Genomic DNA, 21,911 nt, shown 5'->3' on the forward strand with positions numbered 1-21,911 from the left:
TATTGATGTCGCCTGGGATGGCCTCTTCGCTGGCAAGCCAGCTCCTACAGGGGTGGCGGCGGGTCGGGCATCAGAGATGCGGTCTGGGGCTGGTGATCGAGGGGTCAGGCGCTGGAGGCCATGGCGTGCCGCCGGTGATGAACTTCCAGCTGATCCTTGATCACCCGCAACACCTTGGCCTCGTGCTCATGGATGAAAAAGTGCCCGCCGGCCAGCATGTCCACGGAAAAACTGCCGTGGGTTTCCTTGCGCCAGCCGATCAATTGCTCGGTGGTGGCGCGGTCAGTCGTGCCGCCGAGCACGTGCACCGGGCACTTGAGCAACGGCCGCTGCACCGGTTCGAAACGCCCGCACAACAGGAAATCGGCGCGCAGCACTGGCAGCGTCAAGTTCATCAGCTCTTCATTGGCCAGGACTTCTTCGCTGGTGCCGTTGAGCGTGCGCAATTGCTCGATCAGCTCGGCATCGGTCTTGGGTTCTGCGAAACCCCGATCGTAGTCGGCCCGCATCGTCGGCGCAGCGGTGCCTGAAGCGAACAATGCCACCGGCTCCGGCAAGCCCAGCAAGCGCAAGGCATGGGCCATTTCACAAGCGAGCAATGCGCCCAGGCTATGGCCGAACACCGCATAGGGTGCCTTGAGCGTGGTTTTCTGTTCATGGGCCAGTTGCAGCGCCAGGCGCCGCATGTCGGTGTGCAAGGGTTCGCCAAACCGCGCGCCACGGCCCGGCAGCTCGACAGGCTGAAGCTTGAGCCACTCTGGCAGTTTGCGCCGCCAGCGGCTGTAGACCATGGCACTCGCGCCTGAATAGGGCAGGCACAGCAATGTCAGCTGGGTCACCGGGCTTACCTCGATAGTTGTCTGTATAAGAGAACGGATGAGCGCCAGAGGAAATTAGTTGTACAAATCATCCTGTGGGAGCGGCGGTGCGACGATTCGACTTGCCCGCTTACAGGAGATTTTCGGTGAACACGAATTCGGGGAGCGACGCCAACCCCATGTAGGAGCCGGCTTGCCGGCGAAGACAGCGGCACATTCAGTAGAGATGTTTACTGACAGACCGCATTCGCTGGCAAGCCAGCTCCTACACTTTGATCTCTATTTCAAATAACGATGGCTTTGGACTGCAGAACCGAGCACCACAGCCCCCGCTCCGATCGCCACCCAAAACCCGCTGCGGGCGCCAAAGGCATCCACCAGCCACCCCGAACTGGCCGCGCCGATCGCCACACCAATGCTCAACCCGGTCACCAGCCAGGTCAGGCCTTCGGTGAGCTTGGCCGGCGGTACGATTCGCTCCACCAACGCCATCGCTACAATCAGTGTCGGCGCGAAAAACAGCCCGGCCACGAACACCGCCAGCGACAATCCGAGAATGTTCGCCGCCAGCAGCAACGGCAAGGTGGTCACCGCCGTCGCCACCCCGCCATACAGGAACAACCGGGGCAACGGCACTTTCAAGCGCAACGCGCCGAACGCCAGCCCGGCCATGCAGGAACCGATGGCATACACCGACAGCACAATGCTCGCCGCCGCCGGTTGGCCCTGCTGCTGGGCGAAGGCGACGCTGACCACATCGATCACGCCGACGATGGTGCCCATGGCGATCATCAACAGCACCAGCCATTGGATCTCGCTGGAACGAATGATCGAAGCCTGATGGTGTTCTTCATGGGGATGCACCGGCGGCTCGGTGGCGCGTTGCAGGACAAACGCGGTGACCCCGAGCGCCAGCATCAGCAACGCCGCCAAGGGTCCGGCTTCGGGAAACGCCACCACGCACAACCCTACCGACAACGGCGGCCCGACGATAAAACAGACCTCGTCGAGCACCGACTCCAGGGCATAGGCGGTTTGCAGCTGGGGCTGACCGCGATACAACTCGGTCCAGCGGGCCCGCACCATCGCCGACATGCTCGGCATGCAACCGGCCAGCGCGGCGAACAGGAACAAGGTCCAGTTCGGCGCCTGCAGGCGGGTACAGAGCAACACCAGCAACAGCGCCCCGCCACCGACCAGCGCCGAGATCGGCAAAATGCGCCGCTGCCCGAAACGGTCCACCAGGCGTGAAACCTGCGGTGCGCAAAATGCCGTCGCCAGGGCAAACGTCGCGGCCACCGCACCCGCCAATCCGTACCCGCCCTGCAGTTGCGAGAGCATGGTGATCAGGCCGATGCCGGTCATGGAAATCGGCATGCGCGCGATCATCCCGGCCAGTACAAAAGCCCGGGCGCCTGGGGCTTTGAATAGCTCGCGGTAGGGGTTTGCCATGGGGTGCAGGTCTCGACAAGGGCCTGCAAGTTGCCATAAGGCCGATCGTGGGGGAAGCAGGTAATTGTTGGCTGAATGTGAACGCCTTGAAGATCAAAAGATCGCAGCCTGCGGCAGCGCCTGCTCCTTCACTTGCGTACCGCTGGATCGTGGAAAACGCCGGCCCTTGTAGGAGCCGGCTTGCTGGCGAAGGCGTCTTCATGGGCGCTGCAAGCCTCAAGGCCGCCTTCGCTGCGGTGCGGCGATCCGAAAAGCCAGCGCCTGCAGAGAGTCGGAATGCCAAAATTTTGTGAATAAACGCGGTCAATGCAGGCGCTGCCGCAGGCTGCGATCTTTTGATCTGCCGCTGAACTCTTGATGCATTTGCCCAGTCAGCTACTTAGGCCCTCAACTCAAGGTGCTGACATTTATGCAGCTTTCCCTCGACCAACAAGTCGCCCTGGTCACCGGCGCCAGTTCCGGCATCGGCGCCGCGGCTGCCAAGGCCTTGGCCGCTGCCGGTGCCGCAGTGGTGATCAACTACCATTCCCAGGCTGAACCCGCCGAAGCACTGGCCCGGCAGATCAATGATGAAGGTGGCCGCGCCATCGCCATCGGTGCCGACGTTTCCAAAGAGGACGACGTCGAACGACTGTTTGCGCAAACCCTTGACGCCTTCGGTTATCTGGACATTCTGGTGGCCAATTCCGGTATGCAGAAAGACGCCGCCACCGTCGACATGACCCTCGCCGACTGGAACCAGGTGATCGGTGTCAACCTCACCGGGCAGTTCCTCTGCGCCCGTGCCTCCCTGCGTATTTTCAACCGGCAAGGTGTTCGCGAAGGCGTGTCCCGGGCCGCCGGCAAGATCATCCACATGAGCTCGGTGCACCAGCGCATCCCCTGGGCCGGTCACGTCAACTACGCCGCGTCCAAAGGTGGCGTCGACATGCTGATGCAGACCCTGGCCCAAGAAGTCAGCCATCAGCGAATCCGCGTCAACGGCATCGCGCCGGGGGCGATTCGCACCGCGATCAACCGTTGCGAAACTGAAGGCGCCGCCGAGCGGGAACTGCTCAAGCTCATCCCTTACGGCCGGGTCGGCGAGGTCGAAGATATCGCCAGTGCGGTGGTCTTCCTCGCCTGCGATGCCTCCGACTACATCGTCGGCACCACCTTGTTCATCGACGGCGGCATGAGCCTCTATCCGGAGTTTCGCGGCAATGGCTGATTATCAACTTGAACGACAAAGCGCCATCGACGCCCACGGCATCATCGGCGACATGCGCAGCGCGGCGCTGGTCAACGACAAGGGCAGCGTGGACTTTTTCTGCTGGCCGGAATTCGATAGTCCGTCGATCTTCTGCTCGCTGCTGGACACGCCCGAGGCGGGTATTTTCCAACTGGCGCCAGACCTGCCCGACGCCCGCCGCGAGCAGATTTACCTGCCGGACACCAATGTCCTGCTAACCCGCTGGCTCAGCGAGCACGCGGTGGTCGAGGTCACCGACCTGCTGCCCATCGGCGACAGCGAGGATGATCTGCCGGTGTTGATGCGGCGGGTACGGGTGGTCAGTGGTCGGGTCACCTTTCATATGCGTTGCGCCGTGCGGCACGATTACGCCCGCGCCCAGACCCGTGCGCGCCTGGATGAACAACACGTGATCTTCGAGGCCAGCGATCAGCCATCCCTGCGCCTGACTTCGGACCAGCCGTTGCGCATCGATGGCAACGCGGCGGTTGCCGAATTCACCCTGGAACAGGACCAGCATGCCGAGTTCCTGCTCGGCGGCATCGACGATCCGCGTTTCAAGGAAGGAGGCGCCACCCTGTGCCTGGAGCGCACCCTGAAGTTCTGGCGCGACTGGTCCGGCCAATCCAATTACCGGGGGCGCTGGCGGGAAATGGTCAATCGCTCGGCCCTGGCCCTGAAGCTGCTGACCTCGCGCAAACACGGGGCAATCGTCGCTGCCGCCACCTTCGGTCTGCCGGAAACGCCTGGCGGCGAGCGCAACTGGGACTATCGCTACACCTGGATCCGCGATGCGTCATTTACCGTGTACGCCTTCATGCGCCTGGGATACGTCCAGGAAGCCAACGACTACATGCGCTGGTTGCGCGGGCGGGTCAGCGATTGCCACGGCAAGCCGATGAAAATCAACATCCTCTACGGCATCGACGGTCGCCAGGAGTTGCCGGAAACCGAACTGTCGCACCTGTCCGGCCATGGCGGCGCGGTGCCAGTGCGTATTGGCAATCAAGCTTATGATCAGATCCAGCTCGACATCTTCGGCGAACTGATGGACGCGGTGTACCTGGTCAATAAATACGGCGACGCCATCTCCCATGAGGGCTGGAAACACGCCGTGGAAGTGGTTGATCAAGTCTGCGAAACCTGGGAGCAAAAAGATGTGGGCATCTGGGAAATGCGCGGTGAGCAACATCACTTCCTGCACTCGCGGCTGATGTGCTGGGTAGCCCTGGACCGCGCCATCCGTCTCGCCTCCAAACGCTCGTTGCCCGCCCCGTTCGCTCGCTGGGACCAGACCCGCCAGGCGATCTACGCCGACATCTGGGAAAATTTCTGGAACGAGGAACGTGGGCACTTCGTCCAGCACATCGGCGGCACCGCCCTCGACGGTTCGATGCTGTTGATGCCGCTGGTGCGCTTCGTCAGCGCCAAGGATCCGCGCTGGCTGTCGACCCTGCAAGCCATTGAAAAAACCCTGGTACGCGACGGCATGGTCTACCGCTACCGCAACGAAGACAGCGGGATCGACGGCCTCGCCGGCACCGAAGGCGCGTTTGCCGCCTGCTCGTTCTGGTACGTCGAATGCCTGGCCCGGGCGGGCCAGGTGGAGAAGGCCCATCTGGAATTTGAACAACTGCTCAGGTTTGCCAATCCGCTGGGGTTGTATGCCGAAGAATTCGACAGCCATGCCCGGCACCTGGGCAACACACCGCAAGCGCTGACGCATCTGGCGCTGATCAGCGCGGCGTGTTTTCTCGATCGGAAATTGAGTGGGGAGAAGAATTACTGGCAGCCTTGAGACCGCGAAGGGGCCATCCGCCACAACTCAAGACGGGATGAATAGCGGCGAAAGAACCAACGGGCTAAGTAGGATAACTCCTACAACCAGCAAACAAATTTTCACAACCACCGCGAAATACCGCACTTCCACAACCGACAATCCCTTATTGCCAACCACCACATCCCTCCCTACCATCGTCCCTCAACGGGTACAGCGGAGCTGTCCAACAAAACCCGAATTCAAGGAACCCGAATGTCCCAGCGCATCCACCGCAGCATCGACACCCCACTCCGTTCAGGCCTGAACCGCGAAGAACTGTGGGAAGCCCATGACAAAGGCCTGATCAAGTGCTGGGAAGTCGGCCGCCAACGCGCCACCCGCTTCCCCGACCTCGCCCAACAATGCCTTGCCAGCGAACTGCCGGTGCTGGGCTGGAAAGGTGGCGTCAGCCGCAGCCTGAAGAAACTCGAAAAATATGGTTCCCTCAAATACCTGGCTCAATGGCAGGGGTTGCGTGGAGAGGATCTGGATATCGATCTGAGTGAAGAAAAGGCGCTGACCTGTTCACGGACCAAAATGGTGGTGACCTTTACGCCGGATCGGTCGAAGTATTTCAATCAGGTGGCGGAAGCCGAAGCCTGACGATCGTAGAGGAGCACCCAGCTGTGTCTGGTAACCCTATCGTGTCTGTATTACTTCATGTGCCCGATTGGCGTGCCGCCACTAAGTGGTATGCCCGTGCCTTTGTAACGGCAGTACAAGTACACCCTGCTTCCGATGATTACGGCCACCTCGACATGGGAGGTGTTGCGCTGGAAATAGTGCAGGCGGATGAAAAAGTCGGCTGTGGCCCGGCAGGCGCCGTAGTGTATTGGTCCGTCCCGGATCTGAATGCCGAAGTGGCTCGATTGGGCACGATCGGCGCCGCGCTTTACCGTGGGCCGCTGGACATTGAGGGCGGCGACCGGATCTGTCAGGTACGGGATCCCTGGGGTAACTGCATCGGGCTCAGGCAAAGGCTCGTTCGATAAAGCAATGATCCGGCTATTCAGAATGCCCAAATAATCTGGAGCTTGTCATGACTGGCTATGCAATCACGATTACCCGAACACCCCGCCTTGACCTCGCCTATGAAGAACATGGCCCCACTATCGGCGAGCCGATCATCCTGCTCCACGGCTTCCCCTATTCCCCTCGCGCCTACGACGAAATCGCCCCGGTGCTCGCCGCGAAGGGCTATCGCGTCATCGTCCCGTACTTGCGTGGCTATGGTCCGACCCGTTTCACCAGAGCGGATACCCCACGCTCCGGACAACAAGCCGCCCTTGCCCAGGACTTGCTCGACCTGATGGATGCCCTGTCACTCAAACAAGTTGCCCTCTGCGGCTACGACTGGGGCGGTCGGGCAGCGTGTATCGTAGCGGCGTTATGGCCCGAGCGGGTTCGCTGCCTGGTCACAGGGGACGGCTATAACCTTCAGGACATTCCCAACTCGACCCGACCGCGGGACCCGCAAACCGAACATCGCCTGTGGTATCAGTACTACTTCCACACGCCTCGCGGCGTCGAAGGCCTGACTGAAAATCGCCGAGCCCTGTGTGAACTGCTCTGGAGATTATGGTCACCAACCTGGAAAAAAGGTCCCGAGTTGTACCCACTCAGCGCTCCGGCCTTTGATAATCCGGATTTCGTCGAAGTAGTGATTCACTCTTACCGCCACCGCTTCATGTACGCCCCCGGCGATCCGGCGCTGGAGTGGATGGAAGAAGCACTGACCAGACAACCACCGATCAGCGTGCCGACTATTTCCCTGTGTGGTGCCGACGATGGCGTAGGCCCTGCACCGGAAGTCGATGACGATACCGAGCACTTCACCGGGCGCTACGAACGGCGAGTGCTGGCAGGCGTCGGGCATAACATTCCCGAAGAAGCGCCCGACGCGACGGTCAAGGCATTACTGGATCTGCTTGAGCACTGACGGAAAAACGCTCGCGATAGGCCTGCGGCGTCACGCCCATGGCTCGCAGGAAACTGCGTCGGAGTGTCTCTTCACTGCCGAACCCGCACTGCATCGCCACCCGTTTGATCGGCACGCCGGTGTCGCTGAGCAAGCGCCGGGCGGTTTCGACCCGGATCAGTTCGATCGCCCGGGCCGGGGTCTGACCGGTGTCGGCGCGGTAGTGGCGCACGAAGCTGCGCTCGCTCATGCCGGCCTGCAGGGCCAGGGTCGGGATGCCGAGGTCCATGGTGAGGTTTTCGCTGATCCAGGCGTGAAGGTCGTCGAAACGGTTACCATCCTTCTGCAAGGACAGGGTCACGCTGAACTGTGACTGGCCACCCGGACGCTTGAGGAATACCACCAGTTGCCGGGCGACTTCCAGGGCCATGCTGCGGCCGAGGTCTTCTTCGACCATGGCCAGCGCCAGGTCGATACCGGCAGTGACGCCGGCCGAGGTCCACACCGGCCCGTCGTTGATGAAGATCGGATTGGGTTCGACCCGCAAGCGTGGATGCTGCTGCGCCAACTGCTCGCAGCGGGTCCAGTGGGTCACCACCCGCCGGCCATCGAGCCAGCCGCTGGCCGCCAGCAAAAACGCCCCGGTACAGACCGATGACACCCGTCGACACCCCGCTGCATGTTCACGCACCCAAGCCACCAGCGACGCATCTTCCGCCGCGGCATAGACACCCCAGCCGCCAGCGATGACCAAGGTGTCACTGCCCCCATCGGGCAACGGTTCGGCCAGCAGCGCCAGCCCCGCCGACGACATCACCGCCCCACCGCCGCTGGCGATGACTGTCGGCGCATAGGGCGGCGGTAAACCTTTTTGGCCAGCAATGTCGTTGGCCGAGGCGAACACCTGCAACGGGCCGGTGACATCGAGCAGTTGCACCTTGGCAAAGGCGAGGACGCGGATGATTTTAGGCATTTTGGCGTAATTCGTGGGGTGATTGGCGTATGCGCCAAATCCTACGAGCCTAGAGTGAAGCCGTCCACCCACTTCAGGAGAAAAACATCATGACGTTGCAGATCGGTTTTCTGTTGTTCCCCCAGCTTCAGCAACTGGACCTGACCGGCCCATACGACGTGCTGGCCTCGCTGCCGGACGTGAAGGTGCATTTGATCTGGAAGAACCTGGTGCCGGTCACTGCGAGCACCGGCCTGGTGCTGAAACCGACCGTTACCTTCGACGATTGCCCGGCCCTGGATGTGATCTGCGTTCCCGGCGGCAGCGGCGTCGGGCGGCTGATGGAGGATGACGAGACGCTGGACTTCATCAAGGCTCAGGCGGCTAATGCGCGTTATGTCACGTCGGTGTGCACCGGCGCGCTGGTGCTCGGCGCAGCGGGTCTGCTCAAGGGCAAGCGTGCCACGACTCACTGGGACTATCACGACCTGCTCACACCCTTGGGCGCCATTGCGGTGAAGGACCGGGTCGTGCGCGACGGCAATCTGCTGACCGGTGGCGGGATCACCGCCGGGATCGATTTTGCCCTGACCCTCGCGGCTGAGTTGTTTGATGAGGACACGGCGCAACTGGTGCAGTTGCAGCTGGAATACGCGCCGGCACCGCCGTTTGCTTCGGGCAGTCCTGAAACGGCCCCGGGCAGCGTGCTGGAGCAAGCCCGGCAGCGGGCGGCCGATTCGTTGAAATTACGCGGCGAAATCACCGCACGAGCAGCCGCGAAGCTCGATCAGATGCCTGCACGCTGATCCATTCCGGCCGGCAGTCAGTCATGGCTGCCGGTGTTCCTGGGCCAGAGTGATGCACTGAGGACTTTCTGTCGGTCACAAAAAAACCCGCCGAAGCGGGTTTCTCAAGACCATACGACATCCTGTCTGCGGCCATCCAGGCCTATGGTCGATCATCCGTGATCCTGAGTGCATCCTGCTACTCAGTTGATGGATCCAGAATAAGTGCATTGCCCAGGCATGAACAGAGGACATACCAGCGCCCTGGTGTAAGCGATTGACCATTAAAGTCTAAAGTTCGCAGGGGCATTTCAAACGGACGAAAAAAAACCCGCCGAAGCGGGTTTTCCCAAGACCATGGTCGACTCCCTGTCGGAAGCGTTCCTTGCGATGGTCGATCATCCGTGATCCTGAAGTACTTCCTGTGCTTCAGTTGATGAGGTGATAGTACGCTTCGGATCCAATCGGTAATAGACGACATCGTTACCTTCGCGTGTAAGACATTCGCTATACCCACCCTGTCGAATAACCTTGAGCACTTCAAATAGCCACTTCAAATAGCGAGCATGGAAGCCGCGAGTTTCGCGACTTGCAGCTGACCTTGGGCTGCCAAGGCGTCCGGCACCAGCGCCCAGCGTTTCAACCAGGGTTCGAACATGCAGCGATCACTCTCCCTGATGTTCGCGAGCCTTGGCGGTGGTTTTCAGAAATTCTTCGATGTTGCTCATCTGCTCATCCCAGCCACGGCTGTCCATGCGGAATGCCTTGAGCCTGCGGCTTTGCGGTATGTGGTCAAACCCGGACTCGGTGACCTTGAGCAAGGTGCCCTCATCCATGTCCTCGAGCTCGAACTTCACCAATGTGGTGGGTTCCTGGGAATAATCGACGTCCGGTTCTACGGCATAGGGGTGCCAGCGAAACGAAAACACCCGCTCCGGCTCGACCCGCTCTACCAGTACATTCCACAGCAAGTGCTCATATCCGGGGTAGGTAATCTGCCCCTGGGTCCATTCGCCGGCGACAAAACGCTTGCCTTCCAGCGCCACGCCAAACCATTGGCCGAACGCTTCGGCATTGGCCAGCACACGCCACACGTGCGAACGCGGCGATTTGAGCAGGATCTTCCTTTCGATGCGATCTGATGCTGGATTCATAAGTCACCTCCTGTACTGAACAGTAGGCCTGTAAGACCACAAGACCACCCCTAAGTTGAATCAATCGGGCTGCGCAAGCAACCCTGTCTGTAGTATTCGGCTGCATTTACGGCGGTAAGTTCGCAATTTCCCTGCATTTCTCCCTTCAGCACAGGGGGTCTCTAGGGGTTGGCCATCTGCTTGGCTACACTGCGCTCTATTTCCATGCCCACAGCGAGAATCTTCATGCACCCACGCGTCCTTCTGGCGTTGACGCCTTTGCTGTTCGCCCCCCTTGCCCATGCCGCAGACTGCGACAATGCCGCGGATCAGGTAACGATGAACCAGTGTGCGGCGCAGCAGCACAAGGCGGCGGATAAGGAGTTGAATGCGCTTTACCAGCAGATCACTGTGCGATTGAAGGCCAATCCCGAGAGCAAAAAGCTAATGGTGGGGGCGCAGCGAGCGTGGGTTTCGTTTCGGGATGCCGAATGCAGGTTTTCCGCCTCGGCGGTGGAAGGTGGCAGTGCTTATCCGCTGATCTACGGCAATTGCATCACTGACCTGACCAAGGCGCGGGTGGAGACGTTCAAGAATTACTTGAAGTGTCAGGAGGGGGATTTGGGGTGCCCGGTGCCTGGGCAGTAAGTTCTCGAGTGCTTTTGAGGACCTCTTCGCTGGCAAGCCAGCTCCTACAAGTTCTGCGTGATCTCTTGTAAGAGCCGGCTTGCCGGCGAAGGCGTCAGTGCAGTCGCCGCATCACCGGACAAATATCTGCGCGGTGGTGATCGCCATATCCCCGCCCGGCAATTTGATGCTGCCGATCTGCTTCATGGTCTCGGGATCGAAGATCGCCACATCGTTGAACGTCCCGGCCAGGTAGATCTTGCTCCCGTCCTTGTTGAAGGAAATGCAGTAGTAGGAGTGATCCAGTGTCGCCGCCTGGAGCATTTTCTTCTGCTTGATGTCGTACTTGGCCAGACGGTTGAGTACGCCGAACATCAGGTTCGGATCCTTCGGTGAGCGCATGCCGCTGAAGTAGATTTCCGTCAGCGGGCCGAAGTCGGTGGTTTCGGTCTTGCCGGTTTTCAGGTCGATGCTGAACAGCCCGTAAAGGTACTCGGCGGTGGCCGGGTCCTGCTTTTTGTCCTTGAATTTCGCCGCGGTGTAGAGCAGCGAAAAATCATGTCGATACGTCTGCTGGTTCCACACATAAAGCACGTCCGGCGCACTGTAGTTCGCGCGCTTCCAGTGACGACTGGGAATCAGCACGTCGAACTTGCCGGTCTTGACATCGACCTTGTAGATATCCGCCCCTGCCACATACAGCGTGCCGTCGTCGCCACTCTGCATGATGGTCAACTGGCGGGGCGCAGGGAAACTGCGCAGCGGCTTGGCGTCCAGGCCGGCGTCGGTGGCGTAGACGTCCAGCCTCGGCTGTTGCACTTCGTAGCGATCGTTGAGCATCAGCGTCGGGTTGGCGATGGTGAACAATTCCTTGCCGTCGTGACTGACGGTGAAGGCGAACATGGACCTGGCTTTTTCCCCCGGCTTCTGGGTGATGCTGGCGTGGAACACCTGCTTGCAGCTGTCCAGTTCGACGCCGTAGACATCGGCGTAATGATTGTTCAGCACGTAGGCGGTCTTGCGGTCCGGCGACAACTGCACGCTGCCGGGACCAAAGGCGTCGGGCATCTTGCAGGTCTTGAACAGGGTGTCCGTGGCCAGGTCGATCACGTGCAGGTTGTTCGGGTAATTGGTGGTCACCATGTACTCGTGACCGGTTTCGAGCGCAGTGTTTTCATCCGCCAGAACGCTGAGCGAACAGGCGCTCAGGACGGCGAACGCGGCCAGGCCGCAGGCTTTGATGCTGTGCATGGGGAATCCTTCTATCTGTCCGGCTGCTTTCTATGGACGATCATTTGTCTTTTGGAAAGACAGTCCCGAGGTTGCGCCAATTGTCGTTGGACGCCTGGGCATCCTTGTTCCAGTCCGGGTAGGTGCTCATCATGTCGGGCACCTGGGCCGGCCACCAGCAAGGGTCGGAGCAGCCATACAGGTCGGCTTCCATCGGCTGGCACAGCGACGACACGCCGCCAAAGGCGTCGATTTCCCAGCCCGGGTCGGTGGTCGAGGCACAACCGGCGACGGAACTCATCGCCACCACTTCTTCGATGCGGTTTTCGGCCGCGGCCTCGTCGAGTTTCAGCGCCTTGTTATTGATTGCCTTGAGATGTTTCATATCAGTGAGCCTTGCGCGGAGTGATGTAGCTGCTGATAAACGCAGGGTTGTGGGCCATGATCCGGGTGTAGACCTCGATGCCGAAGTCGACCCAGTCACGCATCAGTTCGCAGTAGTGATAGGTCGGGTGGGTCGGGTCGCCGTAACGGGCGTAACTCTCGTGGTAGCAGCCGCCGGAGCACAGGTTGCGGATCTGGCAGTCTTCGCAACCGGTGTTGCTGCGGTCCAGGCGCTGGGACAGGAAGTCGTTCAGCTCGACCTGTTTCACACCGCTGTGGACGTTGCCGAAGGTCGGCAACGATGACCCGGTAAAGCGGTGGCACAGGTTCAGCTCGCCCTTGTGATCCACCGCCAGCATCTTCAGGCCCGCGCCGCAGGGCAGGGCTTTCTTGTGGCCTTCGTGGATGTCGGTGATCAGTTGGTGCAGGTTGGAGAACCCGATGTTGCGGTGCTCCAGCGCCGCTTCCAGGTAACGCCGACCGAGCCTCTTCATGCTGGCGAAGACCTCGATCAGTTCGTCGCTGGAGAGGTTGAAGGTACTGATGTCGCCGGAGGTCACCGGGGCAAACCCGACCTCGGCAAACCCCAGTTCGTTGAACAGGTGATCCCAGATGGTTTCGACGTCGGTGACGCCGGTGGTCAAGGTCACCCGCGCACCGACCGGGCGGCTGTTGTAGCGCGACAGCAGCATCTCGGCCTTGCGCCGCACCACGTCATACGTGCCCTGCCCGCCCACGGTGATGCGGTTGCGGTCATGCACGGTTTTTGGTCCGTCGATGCTGACCGAGAGCCCGAACCGGTGGGCATTCAGGTAGTCCACGGTCTCCTCGGTAAGCAACGTGGCGTTGGTGGTCATCACGAATTCGACGAACTTGCCCGCCTCGCGGAACCGCTTTTCACAATAGTCGACCATGTACTCGATCAGCTTGCGATTGCTCAGCGGCTCGCCACCGAAGAAGACCACGGTGAAACGCTCTTCATCCGGGGATTCGCGCAGCAGCATTTCCACCGACGCGACTGCCGTATCGATGTCCATTTTCTTGCCGGCCGACGGCTTGTCGAGGTCTTCCTTGTAGCAGTAGGTGCAGCTCAGGTTGCAGCCGGTGTTGACGTTGAGCACCACGGTATTGATCGCCGTGCGCTCGACCCGCTTGGTGCCGATGTCCGGGGTCAGCGGCGAGCCGTCGCTGACCAGTTCCAGGGACATCAACTCGCGCAGGGTCTCGGTGATTTCTTCACCGTTGAAGCGCGCGGCCAGGCGCTGGATCAGGTCGTCCGAGGTACAGCCTGGGCCGCGCAAGGTGTCGATGATGGTGCCCGTCAGCTCATCGCTGGCGAACAGCGAACTGCTGGGGATGTGGAACAGCATGCGGTCGGCGTCGACGTGCACTTCGTGCAGGTTGCGTTCGACCAGATTCAAGATAGCGCCCATTGCAAACCTCCTGTGCAACCCCCGTTTGACGGGGCTTGCGGTCATTCCGAAAAGTGTCTGAAAACCGATGGAATCGGCCAACTCATGGAATGGGTGGATTGTTCCAGCGTTGCACGGTGACGATCATCTGGCCTTCGCCGGTCAGGGATTTCCCTGCGTCGTCGACAGCGGCGATCACCTTGAGGTTGCCGGCATTGTTGGTGGACATTTTGCGTTGCGGGTTCGGCCCGGCATCGCCCGGTGTGAACACGCCGGCGTCAGCCTGCATGGTGCCGGCAAACTTGACGTCTTCATCTTCCCTGGCCCGATCGTCGAAGGCTTCGACCGACCACTGCGCCGGGAATACGCCGATACGGAACGGCTTGCCATCGGTGCCCTTGCCCCAGGCTTCGGCATCGAACCTGCCCTGGACTTTCGGCGTCGAGCCACCGCCGTCCCCGACTCGCGCCACCGAGAATGCGGGCACGACCTTGACTTGGGCAATCTTGCTGTAGACCGACAGGGTCGCGCCTTTCAGCGTGCCGACGGTGACGTTGCGCAGGCCTGGCTGGGCATTGGCAGCGGCCTTGAGCCTGACCTTGATCCGTTCCGGGGTCTGCTCGACGACTTCGACCACTGTCACACCTTTGCCAAAGTCTGGCTTGCCGGTGAGACCGCTGCCGATCAGGGTGACTTCAGTCTCGGCGCCAGCCTTCAGGTAACCCGGCTGCACCGCCAGCAAACGACTGCTGCCCTGCTTGGCGGCGACAAAGTCGAGACCGCGCTCATCGTGCTCGGCCTCGAACATCCGGCCCTGCATCGCGTTGCCTTGGGCGGCGAACACCTGGCGCATGGTCACGCCGTCGATGGTCACGTTGCCACGCCATTCGTAGCCGGTGTAGAGAATCGCGCTGCCGTCGCCGTTGAACGGGCTGCCGTCGGCGTATTGGCCTTTGACGCTGACCTTGAACGTGTCTCCCGCATCGGCGGTGACGCTCATCACCCCCGCCAGCTCGCCTTTGCCTGGCAAGTGGCCACTGAAGCTCCAGTCGCCCACCAACGTCTCGGCTTTCGGCGCGCCGGCCTGCCATTTTTTCCAGGCCGGGTTGTCCAGCGGATAACGCTTGGCCAACAGCGGCACCATTTCCTTGCGGGCCAGGTCGAACCAGTCGCGGTCACGGGACAGGGCCTGGTATTCCAGGGACGGCCATTGGCCGAGATGGAAATTCACCAGACGCTCCCATTCCTGGGCCGGACGCCGTTGCAGGGCAACCCGCGCACCGGAGTGGCAGCGGCCGCACATCTGGCTGGTCTGGTCATCGAATTTCTCGACGGTATTGAGCCGCCGCTCCAAGGCATAACGCACGCCGTCCGTTTCACTGGGTGCCAGGCCTTGGGTGTCGGCCAGGTATTTGACCAGGGTGCGGCGGTCGTCATCGCTGATCTGCAATCCATGCATGACCTGCATGCGGGCGATGCTCATCAGCCAGCCTTCCGGGGTCTTGCGCTGGTGACTGATACGGCTCAGGGCATTGTCGGCTTCGGGGGTATGACAGCCCTGACAGGTTTCCTTGAGGATGGTCTGGGCGTCGCGAGCTGCCAGGCTGTATGGCGAATGCAGCGCCACACAGGCCGCCACTGCCAGCAAGCTGGCGCTCAGGCCTGATCGGAGTTTTCTCTTCATCAACGTCGAACCTCGCACGGTGCTTTCTTATTTTTGTGGCTTCTCGTTTTTATGGTTTCTGCCGTCGGCGGCGGACCGCTGACGGAGGCAAGAGAAACGTCTGAGATGAGCAATACACGGAGCGTGCCAGCTTGCCGATAACCTTTTCTATCAAGCAGTTACGTGAGGACAAGGCCTGCGAGTCGCGGCTGGACGAGATCGACGGCGTCTAATATCGCGACAGGTGTAGCACTCTGAGACAGCATAGTTGCCGCCGCCGGAACAGTTCATCGGCCGACGATTGACGACAACCCGGCGCAGGTGCGAAATGGGTATTCACCGATTGCCGACAGGGGATACAAAATGGCAAGCATCACTGTCCTGGCGGGGGACTTTCTGCAGGGTGATGGAGAGTACAGGGACGGCGTTTTCACCCTCAGGACGGCGCTTCACCCGTGGCCCGGCATTACCCTGGCGCTCTCTTCATTCAAGAGCGTAGAAGTGGCCAACGAGGGCTCGATCAACAACATCAAGGATGCCATCGGCTTCGGCGTCGCCGGCGCCATGCTGCTCGGTCCCATCGGGGCCATTGCCGGTTTCATGTTGGCCGGCAAGGAAACCGAAGTGACTTTTCTGGCGACGCTCAAGGATGACAGGAAGCTGCTCGCTGCCGTGAATGGCAGCACCTATGATGAGATTTACCGGCAGTTTTCCAGCTGATCGATCAGCGCAGGCCGCACCGGATCCCGACGGTGCGGCCTAACGCCCATTCAGATGCTATAGGTGGGGTGAATACTCTTGTGCGCCTCGATTTCCTGTCGCATGTCCGCCACCAGCGAGGCGATGGCATGGGGACTGTCCAGTGTCCACAGGGGCACATGGGTCGCCACCAGGTCCACTTGGCCAGTCATGCAGTCGCAGACCCGAATAGTCAGGGACTGGTCTGCCTCCATGACGCACGTGCACACGGCGGGCAGCATTTGGTGTTCGATGATGTTTTGAATTTCCAGGGTTGAAAGGAACATTACTACCTCCCTCGCGCCAGATAGGTTGCCGGATGAACAGTTCGTCATTTCATCCACCGAGCCAGAAAATTCTATTCCTCAATAATGAGACCCTCAAGGTCGCAACCCGGTTGCTCGTCGTCTCATATTGTCGCAATTTGCAACAGTCCCGCCGCCCCTCGATCCCTTTGAGTGCCCCTGAACCCCGCCGACAAAGGGCGGCCTGGCACTTTGCGGGCACTTGGCACAGCCATTGCGAAAGCGCTGTTCTCACGAACAACAAGAGGCCTCGCCATGTCCCTCCCCTATCTGCTTCCCGCCACCTCGGCATTCATCCAGCGCGCCCCGCGCATGCTTATCGGCGGTGACTGGGTCGAAGCCGCCGACGGTCAGACCATGCCCCTGCACAACCCGGCCACCGGCGAAGTGCTGTGCGTGGTGCCACGGGCCACACCTGAAGATGTCGACCGCGCCGTACTTGCCGCCCGCCAGGCGTTCGACGATTCGGCCTGGACCCGCACCCGGCCGCGGGAGCGGCAGAACCTGCTGTGGAAACTCGCCGACCTGATGGAGCGCGACGCCGAACTGCTGGCGCAACTGGAATGCCTGAACAACGGCAAAAGTGCCGCGGTGTCCCAGGTCATGGACGTGCAGCTGTCCATCGACTTCCTGCGCTACATGGCCGGCTGGGCGACCAAGATCGAAGGTTCCAGCGTCGAAGTGTCGATGCCGTTGATGCCCAACGATCAGTTCCACAGTTTCATCCGTCGCGAAGCCGTGGGCGTGGTCGGCGCGATCGTCGCCTGGAACTTCCCGCTGCTGCTGGCCTGCTGGAAACTCGGCCCGGCCCTGGCCACCGGCTGCACCGTGGTGCTCAAGCCCGCCGACGAAACCCCGTTGACCGCGCTCAAGCTGGCCGAACTGGTGCTGGAAGCCGGTTATCCCGAAGGCGTATTCAACGTGGTGACCGGCACGGGCATCACTGCAGGCTCGGCGCTGACCCACAACCCGCTGGTGGACAAGCTGACCTTCACCGGTTCCACCGCCGTGGGCAAGCAGATCGGCAAGATCGCGATGGACTCCATGACCCGGGTTACCCTGGAACTGGGCGGCAAATCCCCTACCATCGTCATGGCCGATGCCGACCTCAAGACCGCCGCCGCGGGCGCCGCCAGCGCGATTTTCTTCAATCAGGGCCAGGTGTGCTGTGCCGGGTCCAGGCTGTATGTGCAGCGCAAGCACTTCGACAATGTCGTGGCGGACATCGCCGACATCGCCAACGCCATGAAGCTCGGCAACGGCCTGGACCCGAGCGTCGAGATGGGGCCGTTGATCTCGGCGCGCCAGCAGGAGCGGGTTTACCGTTACATCGAAATGGGCCGGGAAAGTGGCGCGACCATCGCCTGCGGCGGCGAGCAGTTCGGGCCGGGGTTCTTCGTCAAGCCGACGGTGATTGTCGATGTCGATCAGAAGCACTCGCTGGTGCAGGAAGAAATCTTCGGCCCGGTGCTGGTGGCGATTCCGTTCGACGACGAAGCCGATGCGTTGCGCATGGCCAATGACAGTCCCTATGGGTTGGGCGCGAGCGTCTGGTCCAATGACCTGGCGGCGGTCCACCGGATGATTCCGCGGATCAAGTCGGGTTCGGTGTGGGTCAACTGTCACAGTGCCCTGGACCCGGCGCTGCCGTTCGGCGGGTACAAGATGTCGGGGGTCGGGCGAGAGATGGGGTATGCGGCGATCGAGCATTACACCGAGTTGAAGTCGGTGTTGATCAAGCTGTGACCCGCTATCTGAGGGAATGGCAACGATAACGCGTTCGACCTGAGCGAACGCGCCCTCTGTAGGAGCGAGCTTGCTCGCGATGGTCTCAATGGCGACGCGTTTATTCAGGATGGAACGCGTTATCGTTGACGTCCTTCGCGAGCAAGCTCGCTCCTACAGGGGGGGGCGTGTTTGTTCAGGTATAACGCGTCAGAACGGCAGTTTCATCCCCGGTGGCAGTTGCATGCCCGCGGTCATGTTGCCCATCTTGTCCTGGCTGTTGGCTTCGATCTTGCGCACGGCATCGTTGACGGCGGCGGCGAATACCGCTTCCAGCATTTCCTTGTCGTCTTCGCTCAAGCCTTCGACCAGGCTTGGGTCGATGGTCACGCGCTTGACGTCGTGACGACCGGTCATGACCACGGTGACCATGTCGCCGCCGGCTTTACCGATCACTTCGGCGTTGGCCAGTTCTTCCTGCATCTTGGCCATTTTTTCCTGCATCTGCTGCGCCTGCTTCATCAGGCCGGCCATGCCACCCTTCATCATGGTAATCACCTCAAAGTACTTGGATAAAAACAGTGTCCAGCCATTGGGGCCAAACGCCTTCAGTTATTAGCCCTGACTGACCAGGGCGTCGACAGGTTCAATAGTATCGTTACGGACCACCGCACCGAACTGCTGCATCATTTGCTGGATGAACGGATCACCATGGATCGATTCCTCGGCCTCGCGCTGACGATTGACACGACGGCGGGACGCGGCCTGGGCCGGCGTTTCCTGCTCGGGCTTGATCAGCTCCATGCGCAGGGTCAACGTGCGCCCGTGATGCTGGTTCAGCGCATCGTTGAGGCGACGTTGCTGGGTCGCGTTGAACAAGGCGCTGTGGGCCGGGTCCAGGTGCAACAGCCAGTTGTCGCCATCGACCGCGATCAGGGTGCAGTTGGCGGCGATGCTACCGGTCATGCCGGAGATCGGCAATTTCGGGAACAGCTCCAGCCACTGCAGGGCCAGGCCGGTCGCCGGCATGGCGGCCGGTTCCGGTTCGGGCTCCGGAGCCGGCTCGGCGGCATGCTCGCTGGCCAGCTCGTCCAGGTAACTGTAGGACGAATCGATGTCCGGCTCGATGTAATCCTCGTCCAGCGGCGGCTCGTCGTCCTGGTCCATGCCCGGCGTCGCCGCCTCGACTTCGCTCACGGAGGGTTCCGGGATCGGCGCAGCGGCCCACTCCGGGGCGTCCGGCACGACGCTGTCGGGCGTCGGTAGTGGCATCGGCGGCAATTCGGGTTGTTCAGCAGCCGTTTCCAGAACCGGTTCGACCGCGGGCTGCTGGACGACTTCAGGTTCTACCGGGTCGTTCCAAGGCAGGTCGACGACGGCCTCGACCGCTACCGCCTCAATAATCGGCTCCGGCACAACGATCGGTGCAACGGCTGCCTGCACCGGAGCTTGAGCTGGAGCTGGAGCTGGATCAACTACCGGCGCAACCGGCGCAGAGACGACTGGTGCAACTGCCACAGCCGCTACCGGCGCAACCACTCGCGCGGCAGCCACTGAATGGGCGGAATCAACTGTGGCCTGGCTGATCCCTACTGTCTTTAGCGGCTGCCTCGGGGCGTCGGCGGTGTCTGCCGGCCGGAACGCGAGCATGCGCAACAGGACCATTTCGAAACCACCCCGGGGGTCCGGCGCCAGCGGCAAATCGCGGCGACCGATCAGGCCCATCTGGTAGTAGAACTGCACGTCTTCGGCAGGCAGTGCCTGGGCCAGTGCCAACACCCGATCGCGGTCGCCGTGACCGTTGTCGACGCCTTCAGGCAAGGCCTGGGCAATAGCGACGCGGTGTAGCACGTTGAGAATTTCCGAGAGCACGCCGTTCCAGTCCGGGCCTTGTTCAGCCAGGTGACGCACGGCTTCGAGCAACGCCTTGGCGTCGCCCTCGATCAGCGCATGCAAAACGTCGTAGACCTGGCCGTGATCGAGCGTGCCGAGCATCGCCCGCACGTCGGCGGCCATGACCTTGCCTTCACCAAACGCGATCGCCTGGTCGGTCAGGCTCATGGCATCGCGCATCGACCCATCGGCGGCGCGGCCCAGCAGCCACAGCGCATCGTCTTCGAACGGCACGTTCTCGACACTCAACACGTGGGTCAAATGCTCGACCACGCGCTCCGGCGTCATGTTTTTCAGGGAGAACTGCAGGCATCGCGACAGAATCGTTGCAGGAAGTTTCTGCGGGTCGGTGGTGGCCAGGATGAACTTGACGTAGGGCGGCGGCTCTTCGAGGGTTTTCAACAGCGCATTGAAGGAATGGCTGGACAGCATGTGCACTTCGTCGATCAGGTAGACCTTGAACCGCCCGCGACTCGGGGCGTACTGCACATTGTCGAGCAGCTCGCGGGTGTCTTCGACCTTGGTCCGGCTCGCGGCGTCGATTTCGATCAGGTCGACGAAACGGCCTTCATCGATCTCGCGGCACACCGAGCACTCGCCGCAAGGCGTCGACGTGATACCTGTTTCACAGTTCAGGCATTTGGCGATGATCCGCGCGATGGTGGTCTTGCCCACGCCGCGGGTACCGGTGAACAGATAGGCATGGTGCAGCCGCTGGCTGTCCAAGGCATTGATCAGAGCCTTGAGCACATGGGTCTGGCCGACCATTTCGCCGAACGAGCGCGGACGCCATTTACGTGCAAGAACCTGATAACTCATCGAAAACCGTCGCAACTAAGGAACAGAAGCGGCTAATGCTAGCGGAGCAAGGCCGAAATTGCATCCGGTGTGCTCGTCTAATCTGGCTAAGATGCACTTCGAGGGCTTTTATCGGCCAGGGATTGTTCAGGACCGGAGCGTTTATGCGGCTCGCCTTGGGGGCATTACTGTTGATGAGCTGGAGTTCGGCGGGCGCCGAAGCGCCGCTGCGCTTCGTGTTGCCCGACAGTTGGGCAATGCCGATGGTCCAACTGGAACGCGGCCGCCCGACCCAGGGTATTTTGCATGACGTGATGGTCAGCCTGGCGACCCAGGTCGGGGTACCGGCCGAATTTCACGTCTTGCCCAGGGCGCGGGTGCAAAACGCCATGGAACACGGCGAGGTCGACGTTCGCTGCTATGCCGCGCAGTCCTGGCAGCCGAACCAGTCCGGCGACTACATCTGGAGCATTCCGCTCTGGACCCAGCCCGACATGCTGATCAGCCGACCCGACCCGCTGACCGCCGTGGTTGCGGCGCACTTGTCACGACAATCCATCGGCACAGTCCACGGCTACAGCTACCCGACCCTGCAACCGCTGTTCGACACGGGACGGCTGCTGCGCGAAGACGCGCGCAATCAGGAACAGGTGCTGGAGAAACTGCTGGCCGGACGCTATCGCTATGCCGTGAGCAACCAATGGACCCTGGACTGGTTCAATCAGCGTCTGTTGCCCGATCAGCAATTGCAGGGCGTGGCGGTGCTACAGGTGCAGAGTGTCGGTTGCTACGTGCGCAATGATCCGAAAGTACCTGTGCAACGCATACTGCGCACATTGCTGCGGATGAAAATGTCCGGGGAGATCGATGACATTATCCGGCTCTATGTCGGTGCCGCGCCCGGAGCCAACCCATAGCCCGGATTTTTGGCTGCGATTTCAAAAATCGCCAACGACAAAAATCCGCCTTGGACAATATCCATGGCAGAGCAACAGGAAGTAGTTTTGAACAGACAATGCGAAGGAGAT

At 61.0% G+C, this 21,911-nt stretch carries 21 protein-coding genes; 10 read left to right on the forward strand and 11 right to left on the reverse strand.

Annotated features, from left to right (window positions below; all coding sequences use genetic code 11):
• Nucleotides 1–104: 104 nt before the first annotated feature.
• Nucleotides 105–839, reverse strand: a complete 735-nt coding sequence (locus BZ163_RS13075; protein WP_128871259.1) for a thioesterase II family protein — start codon at nt 837–839, stop codon at nt 105–107.
• 258 nt (nt 840–1,097) lie between these two features.
• A complete protein-coding gene (locus tag BZ163_RS13080; RefSeq protein WP_128871260.1) occupies nt 1,098–2,270 on the reverse strand; it encodes an MFS transporter in 1,173 nt (390 codons plus the stop codon).
• 409 nt (nt 2,271–2,679) lie between these two features.
• Between BZ163_RS13080 and BZ163_RS13085 the strand changes: the two genes are divergently transcribed.
• From BZ163_RS13085 to BZ163_RS13105, 5 genes are all read left to right on the forward strand, one after another.
• The gene (locus BZ163_RS13085; protein WP_128871261.1) at nt 2,680–3,480 is read left to right on the forward strand and encodes an SDR family oxidoreductase; all 801 of its coding nucleotides are present in this window, start codon (nt 2,680–2,682) and stop codon (nt 3,478–3,480) included.
• A complete protein-coding gene (locus tag BZ163_RS13090; RefSeq protein ID WP_128871262.1) occupies nt 3,473–5,299 on the forward strand; it encodes a glycoside hydrolase family 15 protein in 1,827 nt (608 codons plus the stop codon). Before BZ163_RS13085 ends, BZ163_RS13090 begins: the two co-directional genes overlap by 8 nt.
• Before the next feature lie 234 nt (nt 5,300–5,533).
• A complete protein-coding gene (locus tag BZ163_RS13095; protein ID WP_128871263.1) occupies nt 5,534–5,923 on the forward strand; it encodes a hypothetical protein in 390 nt (129 codons plus the stop codon).
• 41 nt (nt 5,924–5,964) lie between these two features.
• A complete protein-coding gene (locus tag BZ163_RS13100; protein ID WP_256578999.1) occupies nt 5,965–6,312 on the forward strand; it encodes a VOC family protein in 348 nt (115 codons plus the stop codon).
• 47 nt (nt 6,313–6,359) lie between these two features.
• Nucleotides 6,360–7,259, forward strand: a complete 900-nt coding sequence (locus BZ163_RS13105; RefSeq protein ID WP_128871265.1) for an alpha/beta fold hydrolase — start codon at nt 6,360–6,362, stop codon at nt 7,257–7,259.
• Here BZ163_RS13105 and BZ163_RS13110 read toward each other — a convergent pair.
• On the reverse strand, nt 7,228–8,211 hold the full coding sequence (locus BZ163_RS13110) for a GlxA family transcriptional regulator (RefSeq protein WP_128871266.1): 984 nt from the start codon (nt 8,209–8,211) through the stop codon (nt 7,228–7,230). The genes BZ163_RS13105 and BZ163_RS13110 overlap by 32 nt on opposite strands.
• An 89-nt stretch (nt 8,212–8,300) precedes the next feature.
• Here BZ163_RS13110 and inhA point away from each other — a divergent pair, with 89 nt between their 5' ends.
• Nucleotides 8,301–8,996: an isonitrile hydratase gene (gene inhA, locus BZ163_RS13115; protein ID WP_128871267.1), complete on the forward strand. Its 696-nt coding sequence runs from the start codon at nt 8,301–8,303 to the stop codon at nt 8,994–8,996.
• A gap of 644 nt (nt 8,997–9,640) precedes the next feature.
• Here inhA and BZ163_RS13120 read toward each other — a convergent pair.
• Nucleotides 9,641–10,129, reverse strand: coding sequence for an SRPBCC family protein (locus BZ163_RS13120; protein WP_128871268.1), 489 nt, complete (start codon nt 10,127–10,129; stop codon nt 9,641–9,643).
• 225 nt (nt 10,130–10,354) lie between these two features.
• Between BZ163_RS13120 and BZ163_RS13125 the strand changes: the two genes are divergently transcribed.
• Complete coding sequence (locus tag BZ163_RS13125; protein WP_128871269.1) at nt 10,355–10,756, forward strand: lysozyme inhibitor LprI family protein; 402 nt, start codon at nt 10,355–10,357, stop codon at nt 10,754–10,756.
• Nucleotides 10,757–10,867: 111 nt separating this feature from the next.
• Here BZ163_RS13125 and peaD read toward each other — a convergent pair whose 3' ends face one another.
• From peaD to peaA, 4 genes are all read right to left on the reverse strand, one after another.
• On the reverse strand, nt 10,868–11,986 hold the full coding sequence (gene peaD, locus BZ163_RS13130) for a quinohemoprotein amine dehydrogenase subunit beta (RefSeq protein WP_128871270.1): 1,119 nt from the start codon (nt 11,984–11,986) through the stop codon (nt 10,868–10,870).
• Nucleotides 11,987–12,026: 40 nt separating this feature from the next.
• Complete coding sequence (gene qhpC, locus BZ163_RS13135) at nt 12,027–12,350, reverse strand: quinohemoprotein amine dehydrogenase subunit gamma (RefSeq protein WP_008027961.1); 324 nt, start codon at nt 12,348–12,350, stop codon at nt 12,027–12,029.
• A gap of 1 nt (nt 12,351) precedes the next feature.
• Entirely contained in the window at nt 12,352–13,782 is a 1,431-nt protein-coding gene (gene peaB / locus BZ163_RS13140; protein WP_128871271.1) for a quinohemoprotein amine dehydrogenase maturation protein, read from the reverse strand.
• Nucleotides 13,783–13,864: 82 nt separating this feature from the next.
• A complete protein-coding gene (peaA, locus tag BZ163_RS13145; protein WP_128871272.1) occupies nt 13,865–15,445 on the reverse strand; it encodes a quinohemoprotein amine dehydrogenase subunit alpha in 1,581 nt (526 codons plus the stop codon).
• 342 nt (nt 15,446–15,787) lie between these two features.
• Between peaA and BZ163_RS13150 the strand changes: the two genes are divergently transcribed.
• On the forward strand, nt 15,788–16,144 hold the full coding sequence (locus tag BZ163_RS13150) for a hypothetical protein (protein WP_128871273.1): 357 nt from the start codon (nt 15,788–15,790) through the stop codon (nt 16,142–16,144).
• 50 nt (nt 16,145–16,194) lie between these two features.
• On the opposite strand, the gene BZ163_RS13155 is transcribed toward BZ163_RS13150, so the two are convergent.
• Entirely contained in the window at nt 16,195–16,449 is a 255-nt protein-coding gene (locus BZ163_RS13155) for a DUF1652 domain-containing protein (protein ID WP_128871274.1), read from the reverse strand.
• A gap of 273 nt (nt 16,450–16,722) precedes the next feature.
• On the opposite strand from BZ163_RS13155, the gene BZ163_RS13160 reads away from it, so the two are divergent.
• On the forward strand, nt 16,723–18,213 hold the full coding sequence (locus BZ163_RS13160) for an aldehyde dehydrogenase (protein WP_128871275.1): 1,491 nt from the start codon (nt 16,723–16,725) through the stop codon (nt 18,211–18,213).
• Nucleotides 18,214–18,402: 189 nt separating this feature from the next.
• Here the strand turns inward: BZ163_RS13160 and BZ163_RS13165 are convergent, their stop codons facing one another.
• On the reverse strand, nt 18,403–18,741 hold the full coding sequence (locus BZ163_RS13165; RefSeq protein ID WP_128871276.1) for a YbaB/EbfC family nucleoid-associated protein: 339 nt from the start codon (nt 18,739–18,741) through the stop codon (nt 18,403–18,405).
• Between the two features lie 66 nt (nt 18,742–18,807).
• Nucleotides 18,808–20,904 carry a DNA polymerase III subunit gamma/tau gene (gene dnaX / locus BZ163_RS13170; RefSeq protein ID WP_128871277.1) on the reverse strand — a complete coding sequence of 699 codons (2,097 nt, stop codon included), beginning with the start codon at nt 20,902–20,904 and terminating at the stop codon, nt 18,808–18,810.
• Between the two features lie 143 nt (nt 20,905–21,047).
• On the opposite strand from dnaX, the gene BZ163_RS13175 reads away from it, so the two are divergent.
• Nucleotides 21,048–21,800, forward strand: a complete 753-nt coding sequence (locus tag BZ163_RS13175; protein WP_128871278.1) for an ABC transporter substrate-binding protein — start codon at nt 21,048–21,050, stop codon at nt 21,798–21,800.
• Nucleotides 21,801–21,911 lie beyond the last annotated feature (111 nt).

Source organism: Pseudomonas sp. VI4.1, from assembly GCF_002029345.1.
Taxonomy (GTDB): domain Bacteria; phylum Pseudomonadota; class Gammaproteobacteria; order Pseudomonadales; family Pseudomonadaceae; genus Aquipseudomonas.